We start from the raw sequence: 20,856 nt of genomic DNA on the forward strand, positions 1-20,856 counted from the left end.
TTTATGGCTGCACCTTTATATTAACGATTCTCTCTATGTAATTGGCCAGCTCCCATGCGCCGTTTCTGTCATTGGCACTCGTAACTATGAAACCAACCCTTTCCTGACTGTTCAGAAGTTCGCCTATCTTATCTCCTATCTTCTTAGTCACACCAATGTCGAGTACTCCCTCGATATTTTTTGCCTCATCGAGACCTTCAATGCCAACAATAGTCCCTTTCGGTGGATTGAAAAATCGATAGCAGGCGCCTCTTTGAACTCTTGGTATCCAATCAGGTTGCAGCCCTGTCAATATTTTTGCCAACTCCAGAGGCATATTAATACCGGTAACCGCCTCTACTATTGTGGAAAAAATATGCCCCCCTCCTCCTCTTGCGCCAATCTCTATCAAGTAGGGCACTCCCTCCGGTGATACAATCAATTCAGTATGTGTAGCACAGTCAGTAAGACCTAATGCCTTTACAGCCCGGGTTACAAGGGCCTTAATCGCATTAAGTATGGTTTCCGACAAAGCGGCAGGATAATTGAGACTCGTGGCAACGCGTGTCTTAATATCTGGCTTGTACTTGTCTGAAATCGAAAGAACCTTGTGTTCGCCCCGCTGGCATAAACCCTCTACGGTAACCTCGATACCTTCTATGAAGGTCTCTGCTATTATCTTTCCATTCCTGGCATACTGTTTGGCAAAATCATAGGCATTGTCAACATCTGAACGGTTATCTGCTATAATAACCCCACGTCCAGAGCCGCCGCTGTCGGCAGGTTTTATTATACAGGGAAAACCAATTGTCTCTGCAGCGCAATAAGCATCTCCTTTTGTGGTAAAAACTAAAAAATCTGGTTGATTTAATCTCTCATTCCGCCAACACTGCCGCATTATACTTTTATCGACAACTGCCTCGACACAATCTAAATGCACGCCAGGCAATCCCAACTCATTGGCTATATAAGCATGAGTCCTCATACCAAATTCGTTTAATGGCATTATACCGTCAATTCCGTTGTCAATCGCACATCTCATTACCTTTTCTACGTCAATAATGTCTATATGGTAAAATTCGTCCGCTTCTACAGAGCCTTGAGCCTGCGGGTCTCTATCGAGTGCAATAGTGTGAAAACCGCCCTCTCTTATTTTTCTTATCGACTTCGCATAATACATGCCGGCTCCCAGTACCAATACTTTCCTCATAAATATTTTTTTAAACAAACCGTATCAAATGTGTCCCATTTGCGCCTGTCGATACACTCATACCACATATCCTCCTGTTCCTCAATCCAATCAAGCTTCTTTAGGAAATCATCGTTTTGGACTTCATTCGGGATTATAACAACGCCGCTGTCGTCACATACCGCAATCGCTCCCTTGTACAACCTCTCTCTGTCTTCAATTATTTCTGGATTGAAAGGAAGCTCGTTTTTATTGTTAAAACATCCTATTGGTGTGGCCCCCTCGTACCATATTGGCCAGTTTTCCTTTATGAGGCGTGGAATATCTCTTAATTTACCTTTAACGACGATCCCTGACACCTGCTTGTATAGTATAAGATATTTTGAGACAAGATCCCCAAAAATAGCCCTCCCTGCACAATTGAACGCCTCCACCAGGACGATATCTCCTTCTGTTACATTTCTTATCTGCTCATGTACTTCCCAATTGCTCTCATTATAAGCATAAGCCCAAAATACCCTTCCTACACGAAAATGCCTTGGATTTAAAGGAAATACCTCATCAATAACACCAGTCTTATTAAGGCAATCGGCCACCTCGGTGGAAGAAATACGGTTACGCTTGATTTTATCTATAATAATATCTGTAATATTCATAGTCAAGCCCCCCTTTAATGATTTTACGCGGTATATATTTTTTAGTCATAACTCATACAGATGTTTATCCCAGAATATGCCAGCATTTCTATAAATCATTTCTTTGCGTATCCCCAGTCTCTGGCTTATGATACCCTCAAAATGCGACAAATAACTTTTTATAGGATACTCAGGAAAATCCGACCCATATAATATTTTTTCGTCAAGCTTATCAATAACCCATAAAAAATCACTGATTAGAGAGGTCCCATCAAAATACTTCAACACATGGGAAACATCCAGAGATACGTTGCCGTTAGACTTTGCCAGGAAATATGCGTCGAGTACCCTGTGCCCACCCATGTGGCTTAATATAATATTTATATTCGTATATTTTTTTGCCAATCTGTCATAGTTAAATGGAGTCAGCTCTGAAAGATACACCCTGTCGTTCCTATTTTGATAGTATCCGTCAATCATAATCGTCAATCCCTTCTCGTCTAAATATTTAAACAGTGTCTCAAATTCGGTGGCATTACAATTTATCCCCTGCATTCTTGGATGTATCTTAACCCCTGATAGCCCCATGGAGAGGATTTCATCGACTTCATGTCTTAAATTTCCCGAGAAATCTATATGTCCAAAGCCCCTAAATCGCTCAGGATACCTTTCGATTACCGATGCAATATACTTGTTGGTCGTTGCAAACGGCATAGAAATCAGTAAACATTTGCCAACGTCGGCCTCATCCATTTCTCTGAGCAGCCTTTCAAGCGATGCGTCGTAGCTGGTATTAAACCACTTGCCGTTATGGGTTATGTTGACATGCGCGTCTATAATCATTTTGTCATCAATAGCTTTAGCTAAACCTTTCTCTGCGCCAGCCTCTTTCGCAAGGATAACGCAAAACACATCCTTTAATTTCATGTGCAGTAAAACTACCTTCCTTTGTCATCTCAAGCCCTTCAAGTGCATCCAACCACTGCAAATAACTCTCCAGACCAAATGCCAGCCAACCATTGCGTTTTGAAATAGACAATACTTCCCGATGGAGCCTTTTTGTGCCATCAATATTCTGTGGATGAAAATTAAAAACCAAGACCCCTGGGAAATTATTCTCAACCTTAGACACAGCCTCTCTAATCTTTTTGATTATCGTACCAATCCTTAAATTGAAGGCGTATTTCATTCCATCTCCAAAAAGAGATAAAAGACTGTAGTGATCACTCCATGTTCCATCCAGATTGCGTACTTTCATTGGCATTAGAGATGCGTTCAGCATTTTCCCATCCCCGCCGGGATAATTCACATCCAGTTTCAAACCGTTTTCTTCCCAAGCCTTTAGATGGCCTAAGTAACCGTTGTTAAGAACACAGTGGTTACGAACAGTACGGATTGGTTTCATCGTCAATTTTCTGATATATTCAGCCTGTTCTTTACAAATGTTATCATAATTCTTAGGGTTTTCAAGTGCATCGGGATGAAGCCCAAACTCCACATTTGGTGACATCTTAGATATAGTTTCAGATGTATGTCTGGTTCCCGGCAGCAGCATATATGTAATTGGCATACCTTTTATAATTTTCAGTTGTTTTTCGTACTTTTTAAGTTCTGCCTGATCGTCATCCCCTGTCAGGCATAACAAACCTTTTGCCCCATCCGGCAAAGGTTCAACAAGCGGGCAATTGCTTATTCTCGAAAATTCCTCGGATATAAAAACCCCGAGATTATCAGCCCATCGCTCCATATAAAACCCTTGCACTAATTGTTCGTTGAATAGGTAGTAAGGCCTCTCTATGTCTATTCCATCTGGATTATTAGTATCAGTTTGTCTGATGCTATAAGGATTCCCCTGTCTATGACGAATGATTTCTTCCACAACATCCAATCCCACAAGTAATTTTTTCTTTTTTCCGTCCATATACCATGCTATCACAGAGCGGCCCTCATTGTTTACCCATAAAGGGTTAAGGCATTTACCAGTGAAAGTAATATGTGGTAACAGCGCGTGGTATACAGGCCTGCGACGGAAGAAAGAAATAAGGCCACCCTTTCTGAAATAATACAATATCTTTCCATTTTCTCTATATGTTTTCAAATCAAACTGTTCGAAAGACTCCATCTTAGCAGATATTACGACCTCACCATCGAGTATCTCCGTAACTATTCCGGCATTAATGAAACCATATGTCCTGAGGATAACTAACAAATCGGAAACAAACAAAATCATCTCCTCCCAGGAGATTCGGCAAACACAGTGATAGCACTGCGATTTTCATATCTGGTCATAGCCGACAGCACATCATGAAGCGGTAACGGAATCCATACACATGTAAGATACCACCATAGATTGGGACAAATAGGTGGAACAAAAAAATAAGTGAAACTTTTTACGACGACCAGGCCGCTATCTCTTATAAGTTGTTCAAGTTCTTCTATTGTATATAAATTCTTCGTCGCCGGGTCTAACGGCTTACCTGTTCGACGAGTAAATAAATTGTTTTTATTAACGGTTTTTATTATTACCCTGCCACCTGGTTTCAATACTCTATATATCTCATGAAGTGCTTTGACAGGGTCATCGAAATAAAGCAGCGCTCCAAGGCACACTGCATGATCAAAGTATTGGTCTGGAAACGGTAGATTTTCAGCGTGAACACTATCTATTAATTGAGCTGAAGTCTTTTCTTTTATTATATCCCATGTTGTAAAATTGAGGGGATCCACACCAACAACCTGAAATCCGAGTGTACTTAACATTGCTACATATTTTCCCGGACCGCATCCTATCTCTATAATTTTCTCATTCTTACCTGGTTTAGGCTTAATCCATTTACTAATACATGAATGGTAATCATGATAAGACATTTTGGCGGTAAATGTCTCATCATAAATAAACTTCTTAAGGAGGGTATCTTGTGATTTATGTATTTGTCCCCATAGCATTGTATATCGTATTTTATTAAGGATTTTATGAAGGATTTTTTTTAACATAACAGCATTATTTAAACCTCATCAAACTGTTTTCGAATACCTGACTGGTACAAGCATATTTATAGCTCCGAAGTCAAGCCTTTCTAGTTCTCTTATAACTGTAAACATTAAACAGGATATTTTTCTATCATAAACCATTTTATATGGATAGTTGTTTTTATAATCCCATCCATCTGAACATGCTACAGTTACGCTGTACTCACCACCAGGAAAATAATTATTATCAAACAAAAAACTGATACTCAAATAACCTGTAAGGTCTTTAATGCCTTCCTCTTCGTTCATGCCGGTTGACTGCCAGAACATATACACTCCATCAGAGCGCGTTATCTTTATTGAGACATTAACAGAAGGAACATTTTTATGTGCACATATTTGTATTCTTATTATAAACGGCTGTCGTTCTTTAACAATATTGAGCACACGTCCGTTGACAATAACTTCAGCACTCTGTATTTCTACGGCCGGTTTGTTTTCATTAGATATTTTATTAGCAGTACAAATCTGTAATTCTTTAGAAACTATAGGGAGCTTTATATCAGAAGTAATAGAAACCCATCCATCTTCCATTACTTCGTAAAATACATTGTCCACCTTCTTCCATGTGCCAGTTGATTTATCTGCAAACGCAATTGTCAGCTTTTCCTTGTTGGAAAGCGACGATACCTCGATTCTCATCTTTATGTTTAATTCGTTTATATTTTTCTGATGGTATTTTATCAATATTTGTCCACCCTTGTTCTTTCCAGAGTTATTACATAGAATACGACTGTTATGAGTCTCTTTTGTATAAAATGTACCCCATTCGGAATAAACAACGTCCAAACAGGCATATACGTCAGTTTTGTTCATATCTGATATCCCAAGGTCTATATTTTGCTCATCGATTCCTTCATAAGACAATATTATTTTACGGACATAATGAATATCTTTAAAAAGGAGCTTGTTGTTATCAGGCTGGAGCCGTACTCGATAAATATCGCCAGTCTCTATTTCTGACACATACAATATATTGGATGCTAAGTACTTCTGTCTTCTACCTCCGTCTCTAATTTCTATGTCCTCCTTGTTATAATTGTCCTCTTCATAGAGTCGCAGCATATCTTCAGTACTGCCCATATTGCGAATATTTCCATTTTCAAGCCATATAACCGTATCGCATAACATTCGAACTGCGCTTGTTGAATGGCTAACGAATATCAGTGCATTGCCGCGATTACAAAGGTCTAACATCCTTTTCATCGCTTTGCCTGCAAAAAAGGCATCTCCAACACTTAATATCTCATCAATGACTAATATATCAGGTTTTAATGCGGTAGCTATGGCAAATGAAAGCCGTGTGTACATCCCTGAACTGTATGTTATTAAGGGTTTGTATATAAAATGTCCAAGTTCGGTGAAATCGATAATATCTTCCGTGATTTCAGCAATCTCTGACTGCTTACAACCGTTAATAATAAGGTTAAAACGGATGTTTTCTATCCCTGTCTCTTGCAGGTTCAACAAGGAGTTAAGGCTCAACAATGCCGATATTCTTCCATCTATAATAACTTTACCGGAAGTCGGCGGCAGATTTCCTGTCAGTATCTTCAGTAACGTACTCTTGCCTGAACCATTTAGGCCTACTATTCCAACCCGTTGTTTTTCTTTTACCGTGAAGGAGATATCTCTTAATGCCCAGAAAAGATCATTTCGGTTTTTACCGGTCAAAAACTCCAGTATCACATCCTTGGGTGTATTATATACGGGGAATGCCTTGCTTAGATTCCTGACTGAAATTACTGTCTTAACGTCTGTGTTATTTTCTGCAGTATCCATTCGCTTTATCATAACACATGTCCAAACCAAATCTTTAATTTCCTGAACACGCGGTAACCAAAATAAAAAATCCCTGAACTCAATACAAAAAAGCCAAGCCATGCCCACTTATGCTCAAAACGTCCGTAATACAGCGCATCCTGGTAACACCACGTAAGATAGCTGAATGGATTCAAATAAAGCAGCGGCCTGAAAATCGCGGGAACCTGATCCGGCTGGTAAAAAACCGGCGTAATATAAAGACCTACGATGCTGAAAACCTGAATGAAATCCCTGACATCCCTGAAAAATACTCCAACAGAGGAAAGCATATAGCATACCCCTGACATGGCCAGCATCTGAAAAAATATTAAAAACGGCAGCAACATATATGTCCAAAGTAATTTATGGTGGGTACTGAGTACATATACTATTAGTATGGTCAGAGATATGAACATACTCAGCAGGGATACGATAACACCTTTGAGCGGGAGTATTTCTACTGGAAACACGACCTGTTTGACCAAATTTGCATTGTTTATGATTACTGTGGTGCTTTTGGCCATGGATTCCTGAAAGCTTATCCACGGAATAAGCCCTGAAAGTATGTAAGTAGTGTAATCAAGAGGCATGTCAACTGTACCACCCATTTTCATTTTGAAAACGAATGTAAAGACAAAGACATATATCCCTATCATAACTAAAGGGTGTCCAAATGCCCAGAAGTTCCCAAATACTTTACCAATAGACCTGTCTCTGACCTCTCGCCTTGCCATTTCTATTGTCACACGGCGATGGCGTGTCACCAGGCCGTAAAGCTCACGAAAGGCCTGGAAATGTCCGCTTACGTTAAACAGCGCTTGTATCATCGGGCAGCCTCATTGCAATTGATCAAACCCGCAACATCCCCATTAAGAAATATCTTACACCAGTTTTCAAAGTTCAACAACGACCAAATCAGAAGCCGTCTGTTTTTTTTTCCTTCCAGGTGTTCTGTTATAAGGCCCTTTATAGTGTTTCTGTCAAAGTAATTATAGATGCTGGCCTTATCGTTGAACAGCATACGCTTAACATAATCTATGCTCTCGCCCTTAAACCAACTCGCATCAGGGGCGGAAAAACCCTGCTTTATTGCGCCTGCCATTTCTTTTGGGATATATTTCTCCATTACTTTTCTTAAAATCAGTTTGCCATCCCTTGTTTTCAGAAAATATTTCTCGTTTTTAGGGGCTGGTTCGTTTTCGTCTATCTTTACAACTTCATTCAGATTTTTTAGTTTCATGCTGACAGGGATTTTCATCGCGAAATCAACTAAGTCGTTATCAAGAAATGGTACCCTTGTCTCAAGACTATGTCCCATGCTTAGTTTGTCCTCAACAACAAGGAGTCCGTGGAGAAAGGTCTTTGCCTCAAGATAAAGTGAGTGGTTGATATAATCTTCTGGCCTGGTTAACTCTTCAGCACGTTTGTAAAAGACATTCCTGAATATGTCACGTGTCCATACGTGCTTTACTTCATTCCATATGGGTCTGAAGACTTCCTTTATCAATTTATTTGGTATGAGCCGCTGCCAGAAGGCATAATGGTTGTCAATGTAGTGCTCAAAGGTGCTGTTGTCAGCCGCCCTGTAATAGCGCCATGGATAACCTCCAAATAGTTCATCCCCACCGACACCGGAAAGCACCACTTTTACAAACTTGGAGGCAAGACCGGATATGTAAAAGTTCGGGTAGCTTTGTCCTACCCGTGGCTCCTCAAGATGCCATGTAAACAGTGGTAATATCCTCTCCATGTCCCCGGACTTGAGAACCATCTCGTAGTGCTCGGTTTTGTAAATATAGGACAGGTATTCGGCACTTCTGCGCTCATCGAAATTAAGCTCTATACCAGAGGCCGAACGCAAATCAAACCCACAGGTAAAGGTCTTTATATATGGCAAATGCCTGGCGGCTATAGCCGTTATAGAGCCGGAGTCAACACCACCGCTTAGATAAGAACCAATATCGACATCGCTTACAAGCTGCCTGCTTACAGCCTGGCAAAAGAGCCTGTCAAGCTCTTCAATATACGCATTCTCATCATCGGCAGTCTCTGGCTCTGCAAAATCATAGTCCCAATAACGAACGATTTTAAGCCGATTGCTGTCACATCCCACTGGCAAGTTGGCATAACAGCCCGGAGGAAACATGGTTATCCCTTTAAGCAGTGTCTTGTCGGTGAATATGTTTTGAAATGTGAAGTACTCAAGCAGGGCCTCAAGGTCAATCTCCCTGCCGACAGACGGATGCACAAGGATGGCCTTCTGTTCAGATGCAAATATAAATGTGCTGCCAGAGAACTTGTAGTACAGGGGCTTTATGCCATAGCGGTCTCGCGCAAGGAAAAGATCCTGGCGGTTTTTGTCCCATACGGCAAAGGCAAACATCCCGTTGAAATGCTTTACACAGTCCTGCCCCCAGTGTACATATGCGTTTAGTACCACCTCGGAGTCGGTCTTTGAGTGGAAAGAATATCCTAGTGATTCCAGCTCCTTGCGAATCGATAAAAAATTATAGACCTCGCCATTATACACAATAGCGTAGCGCTTGTCAGCGGTTGTCATTGGCTGGTGTCCTGCTGCTGACAGATCGATTATGGCAAGCCGCCTGTGGCCCAGGCCTATAAATTTGTCCAAGTAAAGACCTTCTCCATCAGGGCCCCTGTGGGCTATGCTGTCCGTCATGCCGCGCAGCACTTCTGGTGATACCAGTTGTCCATTTAGATTAAGAATGCCTGCAAGTCCACACATAGCTATTTGTCCGGGCTATTTGTCCGGGCTATTTGTCTGGAAGTCCTGCCTCACGGCGTCTACGGGCAACATCTTCCTTATGCGTACTGCGCCAGTCAATCAGCATTTGCAGTCCTGTTGGCAGATCGACACCAGCGCGAAAACCTATTTCCTTTTCTGCTTTCTTTGGACAACCTACTCGATTATTTACAAATGTTATGCCATCTGGCTCATACTTTATTGTTAGGTCAGAACCTACAATTTTTAATATTATCTCTGCAAGTTCCTTTATCGTAGTTTTTTTACCCATTCCAACATTATAAAAAGTATCTGTTGTGTCCGCCTTCATAGCGCAGATGTTGGCTTTTGCACAATCTGTCACATATATGAAGTCATAAGCCTGAGAACCGTCACCGTAAACCACAGGGGGAAGGCCATTGTCGAGGCGGTCAAGAATCTTCATTATGACGGCTATATATGCGCCATGATAGTCCTGCCTTGCACCGTAAACATTCATATAACGCAGTCCTACATACTCAAAGCGCTTATCGCTGTTCATGTAACGATTATACAGTGACCTGAACATATGTTCCCCTGCTATCTTTGTCGCCCCATAGAAATTAGTATTGTTGTACTGGTGATTTTCCGTCATTGGTTCCTCTATGGCGTTACCATAGACTGATGCCGACGAGGAATAAACAATTCGTTTGACCCCATTGTTCAGACAGGCTTCAATTACGTTGAATGTACCGCCAATGTTTACTTCAAATGCGGAACGAGGATATTCATGGCAGTGCAGAAGCCAAAGCGCGGCAAAATGGAATACCCCATCAATGCCCTTCATCGCCATATTGAGAGTGTCGGTATGAAGTATATCGCCGCCAGCGCTGAATATATTGACTCGAGGGTCTTTTAAGGCCTCAGTGAGGTTTTCTTCTCTTCCTCTGGTAAAGTTGTCATAAATCCTTATCTGCGCCACATCTTCCTCTAATAGCTTGTCCACAGTGTGCGAACCTATAAGGCCGGCTCCACCTATAATCAACAATTTCTTACCACGTATATCCAAAGTTTTCTCCTATTGTGTCATGACAATTGTTCTGTCCGATATATCCTATCAGGGGTTGATTGTCGAAATATACGTATCAAACTTCCTCGCTTGTTCCGCTATGTAAAGTGTATCCTCTTGTCTTTGAAGCGGTTCTATTGGCAGACTTAAAACACTATCGCACGCATCTTCGGCGTGAATAGGAATGCTGAACGCTTCTGCAGCAAAATTTTTGAAAACTTCCATCCTATGAAGCGGACGAGGGTAATAGACCATGCTGGAGATATTGTTTTTTTTTAGATATGCCTGCAGTTGATCCCTTTTTCCGTCTTTAACCATGATTGTGTATTGATTATACACATGATAATCCCCATTCTCAGCCGAAAGTTTAGCGGCAGATAAAGTTAAACAACTTAAGTCATATAGTGCAGCGTTATATAGCTGTGCAATAGCCCTTCTCTTTTCATTGAGAGTGTCAATGTATTTAAACTTCGCAAGGACAACGGCTGCCTGTAATGTATCAATCCGCGCGTTATACCCGATATGTTTAGCGTTGTATTTATCAGTACCGCCGTGTTTTAAAAGCATTCTGATAATATCTGCAATTTCATCGTCATTAGTTGATACCATACCGCCGTCTCCAAATCCACCGAGATTTTTTGAGGGGAAAAAACTAAACGCCCCACATGTCCCTAGCGAACCAAGTTTTTTATTATCCCACATACCACCGAACGCTTGAGCGGCATCCTCCACTACAAAGAGATTGTAGGTTTGCGCTATGCCCATAATCTCATCCATATCGCATGGCCTGCCGTAGAGATGAACTGGAATTATTCCTACCACATTGCCAGACGCTGAACCACCATCATGGGAGTTTAGATACTCCCTGATTTTAACCGGGTCTATATTATAAGTATCGGGGTCAATATCGATAAAGACTGGTGTGGCCCCTGCCCTTAATATCGCATCTGCCGTGGCAGTAAATGTTAGCGGAGTTGTAATTATTCCATCGGATCTATCGAAATACTCCTTTCCTTTAGTCTTTATTGACAGTGCCCGCAGGGAAAGAACCAGTGCCTCTGTACCGGATGAAACGCCTATACAATGTTTGACGCCAAGATATGATGAGATTGTATCTTCCAGTTGTCCTACCTCTGGCCCAAAAATCCAATGTTGATGCTCAAGACACCTCCTGATTGCGGAGTCGATTTCGTCTTTCATATATTCATATTCAAGCCTTAGAGAAAGCATTGGGATATGTCTCATATCTGTCTTAATCCTTTATCCTCTAACAAGTATTCACTGTTGCAGAGGTTACAGGAATAACTATATTTCAATATGACGCCACACTTGCATATCCAGTTAATCTGTTTTGCCGGCACACCTGCCACAACAGCAAAATCAGGCACATCAGATTTCACTACAGCGCCAGCTCCTATCATAGCATACCGTCCTATAGTAACCCCGCAGACAATCGTTGAATTAGCCCCGATTGTAGCCCCTCGCTTAACTATTGTCTGTCTGAATTCATGCTTTCTTTCCATAAACGCCCGCGGGTTATACACATTAGTAAACACACAGGATGGGCCGCAGAAGACATCATCTTCCAATAACACGCCTTTATAAATCGATACATTGTTCTGAACCTTACACCCATTTCCAATTTCAACATCCGGTCCTATCATAACGTTCTGCCCTATCACACATTTGCTTCCAATCTTCGAACTTCTAAGAATATGGGAAAAATGCCATATTGCGGTCCCACTGCCAACCTCCACCCCTTCATCGATATAGGCACTTTCGTGGACAAAATAAGAAGTGTCAGCTGAACGGTGATTAACCACATTAGAGGCAAGGCTGGCCTCTGCAGACTCCAATACCTTTAAAACCCTTATGGCCTCATAGCCATCAGTTCTCGGCCTGCTTCCTAAGTTAATACATTCTATAAAATGCCTTAACTCTTCTTTTAGCGGTTCTTTACTGTCAAAATCGACTGTTTGATATTCAGATTTTTCGGCTACAGGTACTTTTCCGTCTTTCCAGTTTATTTTGTGGTTATACAGTTGCAGCTTATCTTTTGCGACGTCATCGAATACTATCATAGACTTTGACCCAACGACAATGAGTTTTTGCTCTTTATATGGATGCAGCCAGCTTACAAAAACATGACCCTTTACGTCATTGCTGAACTGAAGAGTCGTTAACGTCGTATCATATATACCTTTATTAAGATAAGCACCGCCGGTAGCAGATACCTTCAACGGTTCCTCGCCGACAATCATGAGAATAACCGAAATATCGTGAGGCGCAAAACTCCACAAAATATTTTCTTCCATTCTGAGTTTCCCTATATTAAGGCGATTTGAATAAATATACCTGATTTTACCTATTGTACCCATCGATATAAGTTCCTTCAACTTTATTATTGCAGGATGGTAGTGAAGTATATGACCAACCATCAATATTTTATTTTTTCGTGCAGCAATCTCTGTCAGTTCCACTGCCTCTACAGATCTTAAAGACAATGGTTTTTCTACAAATACATCCTTGTTGGCTAACAAGCAACTCCTCACGAGTTCATAATGGGAAACAGCCGGTGTAGAAATAGCAACAGCCTTTATATCCTTATTTCTTAACACATCTTCAAACGATGTGGTAAAGCGAATGTCCGGCATATTCCCTTTTAACTCGCTCACAAGATTAGGGTCTATATCGCACGCTGTATGAATCACACCTAATTCATGCAAATTACGCAGGGTATTCTTCCCCCAGTAGCCAAGTCCAACTAGTCCGATATGGAGGATATTTCTTTCATTGAATTTCACAAAGCTCCGCCCTTTCAGCTACATTCCCCATCTCCGGCGAAAATAACTGATATAGCTAACGAAATACAAAATCTAGTTTATATTATAATCTACATCTAAGGGGTCTATTGTGATAGACAGTGCCCGTTGAAGAATGTCTATTGAAACAACTAATTTGTAATTACTCAACTTTTTAACAAGAAAGCCTTCTGCTCCCAAAAGCGGGCCTTTTTTTATCCTGACTTTTTGGCCTTCCTTTAAATACGGATAAACATCTGTCGATTGTTTGCATTCTACAATTTTCTTAAGCGATAAAATCTCATTCTGCGATATATACGACGGTTGACATTGAGTCGAACCGAGGATTCGAACAACACCCTGCGTCCTTAGAATAGAGAGGATTTCAGCATAACGGTTAGCAATGTTTGCAAACACATATCCATTGAAAATTGGAAATTCTTTTAGTTTCTTCACGTTCTTCCATCTTTGAAGACGTTCAATCGTTGGCAAAAAACATTCTATATTTTTTTTCGCCAACAACCCTGAGACTTTGAACTCACACCTGCTTTTTACATACACAGCACACCATCCGCTGCTTACGTCAGATTGTATCACCGCGTACCTCGCTGCGACTCTTTCGCAAAGTACGTAGCCTCTTTTTTTAACATATATCTTTCCGTCTTAACCTCAGCAAGTTCTAACTTCAGCATAGACAGCTATATCTCTCTTCTACAGGCTCCACATCTCCGGCATATATTTTCACAGATACTCACTCACATCGCGCCCTGCGCGTAAGCGGCTTTCTGACAAGGGTGTGCATACTACTGAGTCCAGGCGTTGACTCCCTTTTTTCTTTAGGATATTGCCTGGTAACAGGTTTTTTAAACATATACGACATAGTCAAAGACATCCCCTATGGGGATTTCAACAAAAAATATCCTCTTCAAAAACCTTTCCACCAGACATCCGGCTCTGCCTTTGTAGCAAGCTTTGGACACGCCAACCTCTCTGTCGGCGGTACAAGTACTGCCGATTCGGGTATTTTGGTTTCGATATCTTCCACACCACATATGAATATTAGCATTATATAATACCCTATGTCAAGTTACAAAGTAACAGGTTGTTCCGCCAGGGATATAGAAGACACCACAGGAGTTATGTTATACTGCACCTATGCAGCATTTGGCGATAGAAAAGATTGTTGGTGAATGTGTCAATCCACTCTTATTCCGGCCACACTCATTCCTGTACGACACATACCACAAACACGCGCGGGTGTTCAGAGGGGCGAATCCCCTGCCGTCCACTCAATGACTCTACAGGTATGGATTTAAATGATAAAGACATATTGTTTTACAATCGGCTGTTAAAAAGAAAGAAATATTTCTTTATTTTCAGCATCATGAGCTCTGTAATAGGAGTCGTGTTCTTAGTGTATCATCTTATAGCCAGGGATTTAGACGGCGCAAGATTTGCTCTGGCAGTCTTCATTTTACTATCTGGAAGGTCGAACCTCCGTCAATATAAAATATCCCTTTTATTGTACAAAATTAAACCGTTAATTGATACTTCAAAACAAGAGGTGTAAGCTGCATGACGCCGGCAGCCGTAACTGCCGGCGCAGTTACAGTTACTTTAGAGCGGCAAGTGCCTTGTCATAGTTCGGCTGATTTGTGACTTCCGGTACTACCTCTACGTATTTGATTGTGCCGGATTTGTCAATGATTACTATGGCACGTGTCAAGAGACGCAGTTCCTTAATCAAGAGGCCGTAGGCCATTCCAAATTCGGCGTCTTTATAGTCTGAAAGGGTTTTTACCTTATCAATACCGGCAGTTGTACAAAATCTTGCATTGGCAAACGGTAAATCCATGCTGAGATTTAACACTACGGTATCAGTGCCTAAGCTGGCTGCTGATTCATTGAACTTTCTTAACTGTGTGTCGCAAACCGGTGTGTCCAGTGACGGTGTTACGCTGATTACTACAGTCTTGCCTGCGAAGTCCTTCAAGGCAACGGCTCCCAAACCGTTGTCTAAAACCGTGAACCCCGGCGCCTTATCCCCAACTTTTACCTCTGTGCCAAGCAGCGTTAGTCCGCCGCCCTGAAATGTAATAACCCCTGTCCTTTCCATCGCAGACCTCCTCAGAATAGATTATGCCAGCGTATTACTGACCGCTATGATTGTACAATAAATCAATTCCTTTGTAAAGAGTTTTGTGACAAAAATACATTTTTACCTGACGCCTGCCAGACTTCTGAGGAACATCTTGCACAAAGCTATGAATTTATGATAACATGCAATATAGTGATGTTGCGGGTGCCGGAAAGGACGTGTGTTTGTTGCAGGAAAAAGGACGCAAAAAGCGGACTTTTAAGGATAGTAGTACCCGAAGACACCCCAGTATTCGACAAAGTCCAGAAAATGCCGGGCAGGGGATACTACTTGTGCCCGGATAAAAAATGTATAGATAAATTTATGGATGAGAAAAAAATAAATAAAATCTTAAAAAGGAAAATAACCGCGTTGCCAGCATCGAGGGAGTTATTGAAAATGGAGGTTGAGGCTTCATGCACACAATAAGGATAAACGAAATTGCCAAGGAATTAAACGTAACCAACAAGGTACTGCTTGATTTGATTAAAAAGATGGGCATCGAAGGCAAAACTCACTCCTCGGGCATATCGCAGGAACTGGCAGACAGACTTAAGGCAGCAGTTAAGGGAAAGGGAGTTCAGGAACCCGTAAAATCATCACAAGCGCCGCAATCAAGGCCGCCATATACGCCTCCGGCAAGGCCGCCCTCAGCACCCCCACAGGCAAGGCCTACACCACCGGCAGCCAGACAAGACTCAGCACCGGCAAAGCAAGTCCCCCAGCACGAAAAAAGGTACTCGTCGGCCTCAAAGCCGTCATCCCATCCAAAAAAACAATCGCCACCCTCACAGGCAAGGCCGCACCACGCTGCCACTAAACCGGCTTCTCCACTAGTTCAGCCGGGAAAAGAGCTGGAAAAAGAGCCGGAAAAAGATAAAGCAAAGCTCTTACCCGTTGCAGGTGGTGTGGTTATTGCTAAAACCGCAGAGGAAGAAGATGAGATAACCATTCCCGATAGATTTAAAAAGAAGGTCGAAGTTGAAAAAGCAGAGAAGGCCAAACCAAAGGTAAGTATGCAGCGCGCCTTCCAGTCGATAAGAAAAGTTGAACAGAAAAAGATATTTGACTCGCGCTCCAACAAAAAGGGGATGCGTTCACGGTCATCATCTTCGAGGGCAATACCCCAAAAACAACAGATCCCAGCAACCGTCCCCCGTAAAAAGGTAATGAAAATCCAGGAAGGCACTACCGTAAGCGAATTCGCAAAGGCCATTGGGCAGAAAATCTCAGAGGTAATAAAGAAATTCATGGAACTGGGCACTATGCCCACTATAAATCAGCCCATAGATATTGAGGCTGCCTCCATAGTGGCCGAGGCCTTCGGCGTGAAAATAGAAGTAGCCGAGGCAGAGGATTTCGAGATGGCTGAGGTGCAAGAAGACTCTGAAGCGCTGATTCACCGCCCCCCTGTTGTCACAATTATGGGACACGTTGACCACGGTAAGACCTCACTGCTTGACGCCATCAGAAAGACCAAGGTAACGGAGTCCGAGGCCGGAGGCATAACCCAGCACATCGGTGCATATAAGGTTACACTCAAGGGCAAGGAGATTGTGTTCCTGGACACCCCAGGTCACGAGGCATTCACCACAATGAGGGCGCGCGGGGCAAAAGTAACGGACATTGTTGTGCTTGTAGTCGCCGCCGATGACGGCGTAATGCCCCAGACTATAGAGGCCATAGACCACGCCAGAGCCGCCGCAGTGCCCATAGTAGCGGCTGTAAATAAAATAGATAAACCCAACGCCGACACCGACAGGGTTAAAAAGGAACTCGCCACACACGAGGTGATACCTGAGGCATGGGGCGGTAAGAATATATTTGTCGAGGTATCGGCAAAGAAGAAAATTGGTATTGAAGACCTGCTTGAGATGATTATTCTTCAGGCTGAGATGATGGAGTTAAAGGCCAATCCCAATAAGCCAGCACGCGGCGTTATAATCGAATCGAGGCTGGACAAAGGCCGCGGTGCTATAGCAACCGTACTCATTCAGTCCGGGACACTTAAGGTTGGAGACATATTCGTGGCCGGGGTCAATTTTGGCCGTGTCAGGGCACTCATAGACGATGTCGGCGTTAAGACCATTGCAGCCACACCGTCAACCCCCGTTGAGGTCATAGGATTTTCAGACGTGCCAAACGCCGGTGAGATGTTCATGGTAGTGGACGACGAAAAAAAGGCTCGTCAGATAACACTGTCCAGAAAGCAAAAGGCTCAGTCACTTACCGTAGCTCACGCAAAAAAGCTCAATCTCGACGAACTCTACGCCAGAATCAAAGAGCTTGAAATAAAGGAACTGAACATTATTATAAAGGCCGACGTGCAAGGCTCTGCCGAGGCCCTCAGGTCTTCTCTGGAGGGTATAAAGCACGAAGAGGTAAAGGTAAAGGTGATACATACCTCTATGGGCGGCATCAATGAATCAGACGTTATGCTGGCATCGGCTTCTAATGCTATAATCATCGGCTTTAACGTCCGGGCAGATGCAAAGAGCATGAAGCTTGCAGACAGGGAAGGCGTTGATATCAGGTTTTATAACGTCATATACGACGCCATTGACGACGTTAAAAAGGCCCTTGAGGGTCTGCTTGAGCCAACCCTGAAAGAGACTATACTTGGCACTGCTGAGGTGCAGAAGTTGTTTACTATCTCAAAGATAGGCACAATAGCGGGCTGCCAGGTAACCGAAGGGGTTATTCAAAGAGGGAGCGACGGCATCAGGGTAATCAGGGACAATATAGTTATATATGACGGTAAAATTGCCACGCTGCGCAGGTTTAAAGACGACGTAAAGGAGGCCCAGAAGGGCTACGAGTGCGGTATTCTCGTTGAGAACTTCAATGACCTGAAAGTTGGCGACATTCTGGAGAACTATAAGATAGAAAAGGTTGCCGGTAAATTGTAGCCCGATGTCAGATCAAATGCCGGTCAAATATTATGATGGCAGCTTATGATCTTAGGGGTAATGCGAATCAGCATATATATACCGGAGGCGGGTTCGCTGAAGGCCAAGCGCTTTGTCATTAAATCGGTGAAAGACAAGATAAAAAATAAATTCAACGTCTCATTGGCAGAAGAGGCCAGTGACCTGTGGCAGCGCGTCGAACTCTACGCAGCCTGTATATCCACTGACACGCAGCACGTAAACAGTACGCTTGAAAACGTAAAAAATATGATAGACAAGGACCCGCAGATAGAAATACTTGATTATTCGCTGGAGCTGTCCTGATGCTGCCCTATAAGCGCTCCCAGCGTGTAAGCGACCTGCTGAGGCAGGAGATATCGGAGATTGTCCTAAACAGGATAAAAGACCCGCGGCTTGGATTTATCACTATTACAGAGGTAGAGTTAAGCGACGACCTTAAAACGTCTCATGTGTATGTAAGCGTCCTGAAAAAAGATAAAATAGCGCAGACCCTGAAGATATTAAACGCAGCGGCAGGGTTTATTCGCCATGAGGCCGCAAAGTGTGTTAAGCTCAGGCAGATTCCAAACATAGTATTTGCCGAGGATAAGTCCATTGAATACGGAATGAAAATCGACGGCCTGTTAAATGAAATAAAAAATGAGATAAAAAACAAGGAAAAAGGTGAACAATGAATCCCCCTGAAACACTGCTCTCACACATAAAAGAAAACGACAAATTCTACATCGTGCCGCACATATTTCCAGATGGCGACGCCCTGGGGTCAGCCCTTGCGCTTGAGAGCGCCCTATGTAGTCTTGGTAAAAAGGCAATAGTCTTCTCGCGTGACTCCGTGCCGGATATGTTTGACTTCCTGCCCGAGTCAGGCAGGATAGCGCCTATGAGCGACTTAACCTCGCCGGAAGACGCCACTTTATTGCTTATAGATTGTAATGCCCCCAATAGGGCAGACATAGAACGGGTAAAGTTTAAATACACAATTGTCATAGACCACCATGAGACGGAATCAGATTTCGGCGACATCAGATGGGTACTGCCCAAGTCCCCGGCAACCGGCCTGATGATATATTTCCTCATTAAATCACTAGGCGTTGATATTAGCAGCTCAATGGCCTTAAATATTTACGCGGCACTTGCCGTTGATACGGGGATATTCAGGTACTCAAACACTACTGCGGAGTCTCTTTCAGTGGCCTCAGACCTCATCTCAAAAGGTGTCAGACCGTCGTTTGTAGCTGACCGCCTGCACAACAACTGGACAGAGGCCAAGTTCATGCTCCTTAAGCATATGCTCAACAGCATAGAGATACAAAAAAATACGGCCATATGCTTTATAACAAACGATATGTTAAAGAAAACCGGTGCAAAACCAGAAGACACAGACAACTTTGTCAACTTCCCCATAATGATTAATACGATAAAGGTAGCTGCCCTGTTTAAAGAGACGGGCAATAATTTCTGGAAGGCCTCCCTGCGCTCACGCGGAGATGTAAACGTGGCGAAAATTGCGGAGAAATTAGGCGGCGGCGGACATAAAAACGCAGCCGGCTTCAGAATAACGGCAGACATAGAGACGGCGAAAAAGGCCTTGCTAGAGTCTTTGGACGGCATCGGAGAGTCCTCCGGGGGTGATTAGCCGCGCCATAAATTTTAACAAGCCGGAGGGGATATCCTCACATACAGCGGTGCAGCAAGTAAAGTCTGTTTTAAAAATCGGCAAGGCCGGGCACGCCGGTACGCTTGACCCGCTGGCCGAGGGGGTGCTGATAGTGCTCTGCGGGCAGGCCACAAAGCTCACACCATACCTTGCAACGCTTGACAAGAAGTACACTGCCGTAGTAAGACTTGGGCAGCACACCGACACTCTAGACAGAGAAGGGAAGGTTATCAGGACAGCCCCTGTGTCAGAGATAACCGCCGATGGAGTTGTTGAGGCATTAAAGTCGTTCACAGGTGAAATCTCTCAAACCCCGCCAATGTACTCTGCCCTGAAGATAAACGGCACCCCGCTCTATAAACTCGCCCGTAAGGGGCTTGAGGTAGAGCGTAAACAGCGCAGCATTACCATATTTGCAATCAACCTTGCAGCATTTGATTTGCCTTACATAACACTCGACATACACTGCTCAAAGGGGACATACGTCAGAACCCTGTGCAGCGACCTTGCCGAAGCTATGGGCACATGCGGTCATGTACACGCGCTCAAGCGAACAGGCGTCGGAAGATTTGACATATCAGAATCATGCGGCCTGGATACACTTCAGAGCGCGCGGATTATATCGATGGACGAGACACTGAGCCACCTCGGTGAAAGAACCCTTACCACTGATGAACAAAGGAAGATACTAAACGGTTCTATGCTTGATGATTACGCAGAAGGACGCCAAGATGGGGCAGCCCTGAGATTAAAGGATATACGTGGGAATTTGTTCGCGATTGGCACCTATGGCGGCAATAAAATAAAAATGGCTGCTTTTTTGGGAAAAAGCCAGCGTAATAGTTAAAGCAGAATTTTATAATAAATTCTTAAGTAGCTAAAAAATTGGAAAAATACACTTGAC

Annotated in this window: 19 protein-coding genes; 6 read left to right on the forward strand and 13 right to left on the reverse strand. The window is 43.0% G+C overall.

Annotation, left to right across the window (positions count from 1 at the left end):
- Position 1: 1 nt before the first annotated feature.
- The 13 genes from ASN18_RS04205 to tpx form a co-directional block, all read right to left on the reverse strand.
- Complete coding sequence (locus tag ASN18_RS04205) at positions 2 to 1,159, reverse strand: ATP-grasp domain-containing protein (protein ID WP_236861500.1); 1,158 nt, start codon at positions 1,157 to 1,159, stop codon at positions 2 to 4.
- 26 nt (positions 1,160 to 1,185) lie between these two features.
- Positions 1,186 to 1,824 (reverse strand): RraA family protein, encoded by a 639-nt coding sequence (locus ASN18_RS04210; protein WP_085051363.1) that lies wholly within the window; start codon positions 1,822 to 1,824, stop codon positions 1,186 to 1,188.
- A 45-nt stretch (positions 1,825 to 1,869) separates the two neighbouring features.
- Complete coding sequence (locus ASN18_RS04215) at positions 1,870 to 2,730, reverse strand: amidohydrolase family protein (RefSeq protein WP_085051364.1); 861 nt, start codon at positions 2,728 to 2,730, stop codon at positions 1,870 to 1,872.
- A complete protein-coding gene (locus ASN18_RS04220) occupies positions 2,663 to 4,033 on the reverse strand; it encodes a polysaccharide deacetylase WbmS family protein (protein ID WP_085051365.1) in 1,371 nt (456 codons plus the stop codon). Before ASN18_RS04220 ends, ASN18_RS04215 begins: the two co-directional genes overlap by 68 nt.
- Positions 4,030 to 4,797 carry a class I SAM-dependent methyltransferase gene (locus ASN18_RS04225; RefSeq protein ID WP_157072823.1) on the reverse strand — a complete coding sequence of 256 codons (768 nt, stop codon included), beginning with the start codon at positions 4,795 to 4,797 and terminating at the stop codon, positions 4,030 to 4,032. The genes ASN18_RS04220 and ASN18_RS04225 overlap by 4 nt, the downstream gene beginning before the upstream one ends.
- A gap of 21 nt (positions 4,798 to 4,818) precedes the next feature.
- Positions 4,819 to 6,615, reverse strand: a complete 1,797-nt coding sequence (locus ASN18_RS04230) for an ABC transporter ATP-binding protein (protein ID WP_236861501.1) — start codon at positions 6,613 to 6,615, stop codon at positions 4,819 to 4,821.
- 8 nt (positions 6,616 to 6,623) lie between these two features.
- Entirely contained in the window at positions 6,624 to 7,463 is an 840-nt protein-coding gene (locus tag ASN18_RS04235) for an ABC transporter permease (protein WP_236861502.1), read from the reverse strand.
- Positions 7,460 to 9,382, reverse strand: coding sequence for an asparagine synthase (glutamine-hydrolyzing) (asnB, locus tag ASN18_RS04240; protein WP_085051367.1), 1,923 nt, complete (start codon positions 9,380 to 9,382; stop codon positions 7,460 to 7,462). The genes ASN18_RS04235 and asnB overlap by 4 nt, the downstream gene beginning before the upstream one ends.
- A gap of 28 nt (positions 9,383 to 9,410) precedes the next feature.
- Complete coding sequence (locus tag ASN18_RS04245) at positions 9,411 to 10,427, reverse strand: NAD-dependent epimerase/dehydratase family protein (RefSeq protein WP_085051368.1); 1,017 nt, start codon at positions 10,425 to 10,427, stop codon at positions 9,411 to 9,413.
- Between the two features lie 48 nt (positions 10,428 to 10,475).
- Positions 10,476 to 11,657: a DegT/DnrJ/EryC1/StrS family aminotransferase gene (locus ASN18_RS04250; RefSeq protein ID WP_236861503.1), complete on the reverse strand. Its 1,182-nt coding sequence runs from the start codon at positions 11,655 to 11,657 to the stop codon at positions 10,476 to 10,478.
- Positions 11,658 to 11,668: 11 nt separating this feature from the next.
- Positions 11,669 to 13,231 (reverse strand): Gfo/Idh/MocA family oxidoreductase, encoded by a 1,563-nt coding sequence (locus ASN18_RS17765; RefSeq protein WP_085051370.1) that lies wholly within the window; start codon positions 13,229 to 13,231, stop codon positions 11,669 to 11,671.
- A gap of 72 nt (positions 13,232 to 13,303) precedes the next feature.
- A complete protein-coding gene (locus ASN18_RS04260) occupies positions 13,304 to 13,825 on the reverse strand; it encodes a UpxY family transcription antiterminator (protein ID WP_236861504.1) in 522 nt (173 codons plus the stop codon).
- Between the two features lie 1,015 nt (positions 13,826 to 14,840).
- A complete protein-coding gene (gene tpx / locus ASN18_RS04270; protein ID WP_085051373.1) occupies positions 14,841 to 15,344 on the reverse strand; it encodes a thiol peroxidase in 504 nt (167 codons plus the stop codon).
- A 156-nt stretch (positions 15,345 to 15,500) separates the two neighbouring features.
- Here tpx and ASN18_RS04275 point away from each other — a divergent pair, with 156 nt between their 5' ends.
- The 6 genes from ASN18_RS04275 to truB are packed head-to-tail and all read left to right on the forward strand — an operon-like array spanning position 15,501 to position 20,799.
- Positions 15,501 to 15,794, forward strand: a complete 294-nt coding sequence (locus ASN18_RS04275; RefSeq protein WP_085051374.1) for a YlxR family protein — start codon at positions 15,501 to 15,503, stop codon at positions 15,792 to 15,794.
- Complete coding sequence (gene infB, locus ASN18_RS04280) at positions 15,782 to 18,274, forward strand: translation initiation factor IF-2 (protein ID WP_085051375.1); 2,493 nt, start codon at positions 15,782 to 15,784, stop codon at positions 18,272 to 18,274. Before ASN18_RS04275 ends, infB begins: the two co-directional genes overlap by 13 nt.
- A gap of 45 nt (positions 18,275 to 18,319) precedes the next feature.
- Positions 18,320 to 18,598, forward strand: a complete 279-nt coding sequence (locus ASN18_RS04285) for a DUF503 domain-containing protein (protein ID WP_085051376.1) — start codon at positions 18,320 to 18,322, stop codon at positions 18,596 to 18,598.
- Entirely contained in the window at positions 18,598 to 18,969 is a 372-nt protein-coding gene (rbfA, locus tag ASN18_RS04290) for a 30S ribosome-binding factor RbfA (RefSeq protein WP_085051377.1), read from the forward strand. Before ASN18_RS04285 ends, rbfA begins: the two co-directional genes overlap by 1 nt.
- Positions 18,966 to 19,931, forward strand: a complete 966-nt coding sequence (locus ASN18_RS04295) for a DHH family phosphoesterase (RefSeq protein ID WP_085051378.1) — start codon at positions 18,966 to 18,968, stop codon at positions 19,929 to 19,931. Before rbfA ends, ASN18_RS04295 begins: the two co-directional genes overlap by 4 nt.
- Positions 19,924 to 20,799 carry a tRNA pseudouridine(55) synthase TruB gene (gene truB, locus ASN18_RS04300; protein WP_085051380.1) on the forward strand — a complete coding sequence of 292 codons (876 nt, stop codon included), beginning with the start codon at positions 19,924 to 19,926 and terminating at the stop codon, positions 20,797 to 20,799. Before ASN18_RS04295 ends, truB begins: the two co-directional genes overlap by 8 nt.
- Positions 20,800 to 20,856 lie beyond the last annotated feature (57 nt).

This window comes from Candidatus Magnetominusculus xianensis (assembly GCA_001541255.1).
Classification (GTDB): Bacteria; Nitrospirota; Thermodesulfovibrionia; order Thermodesulfovibrionales; family Magnetobacteriaceae; genus Magnetominusculus; species Magnetominusculus xianensis.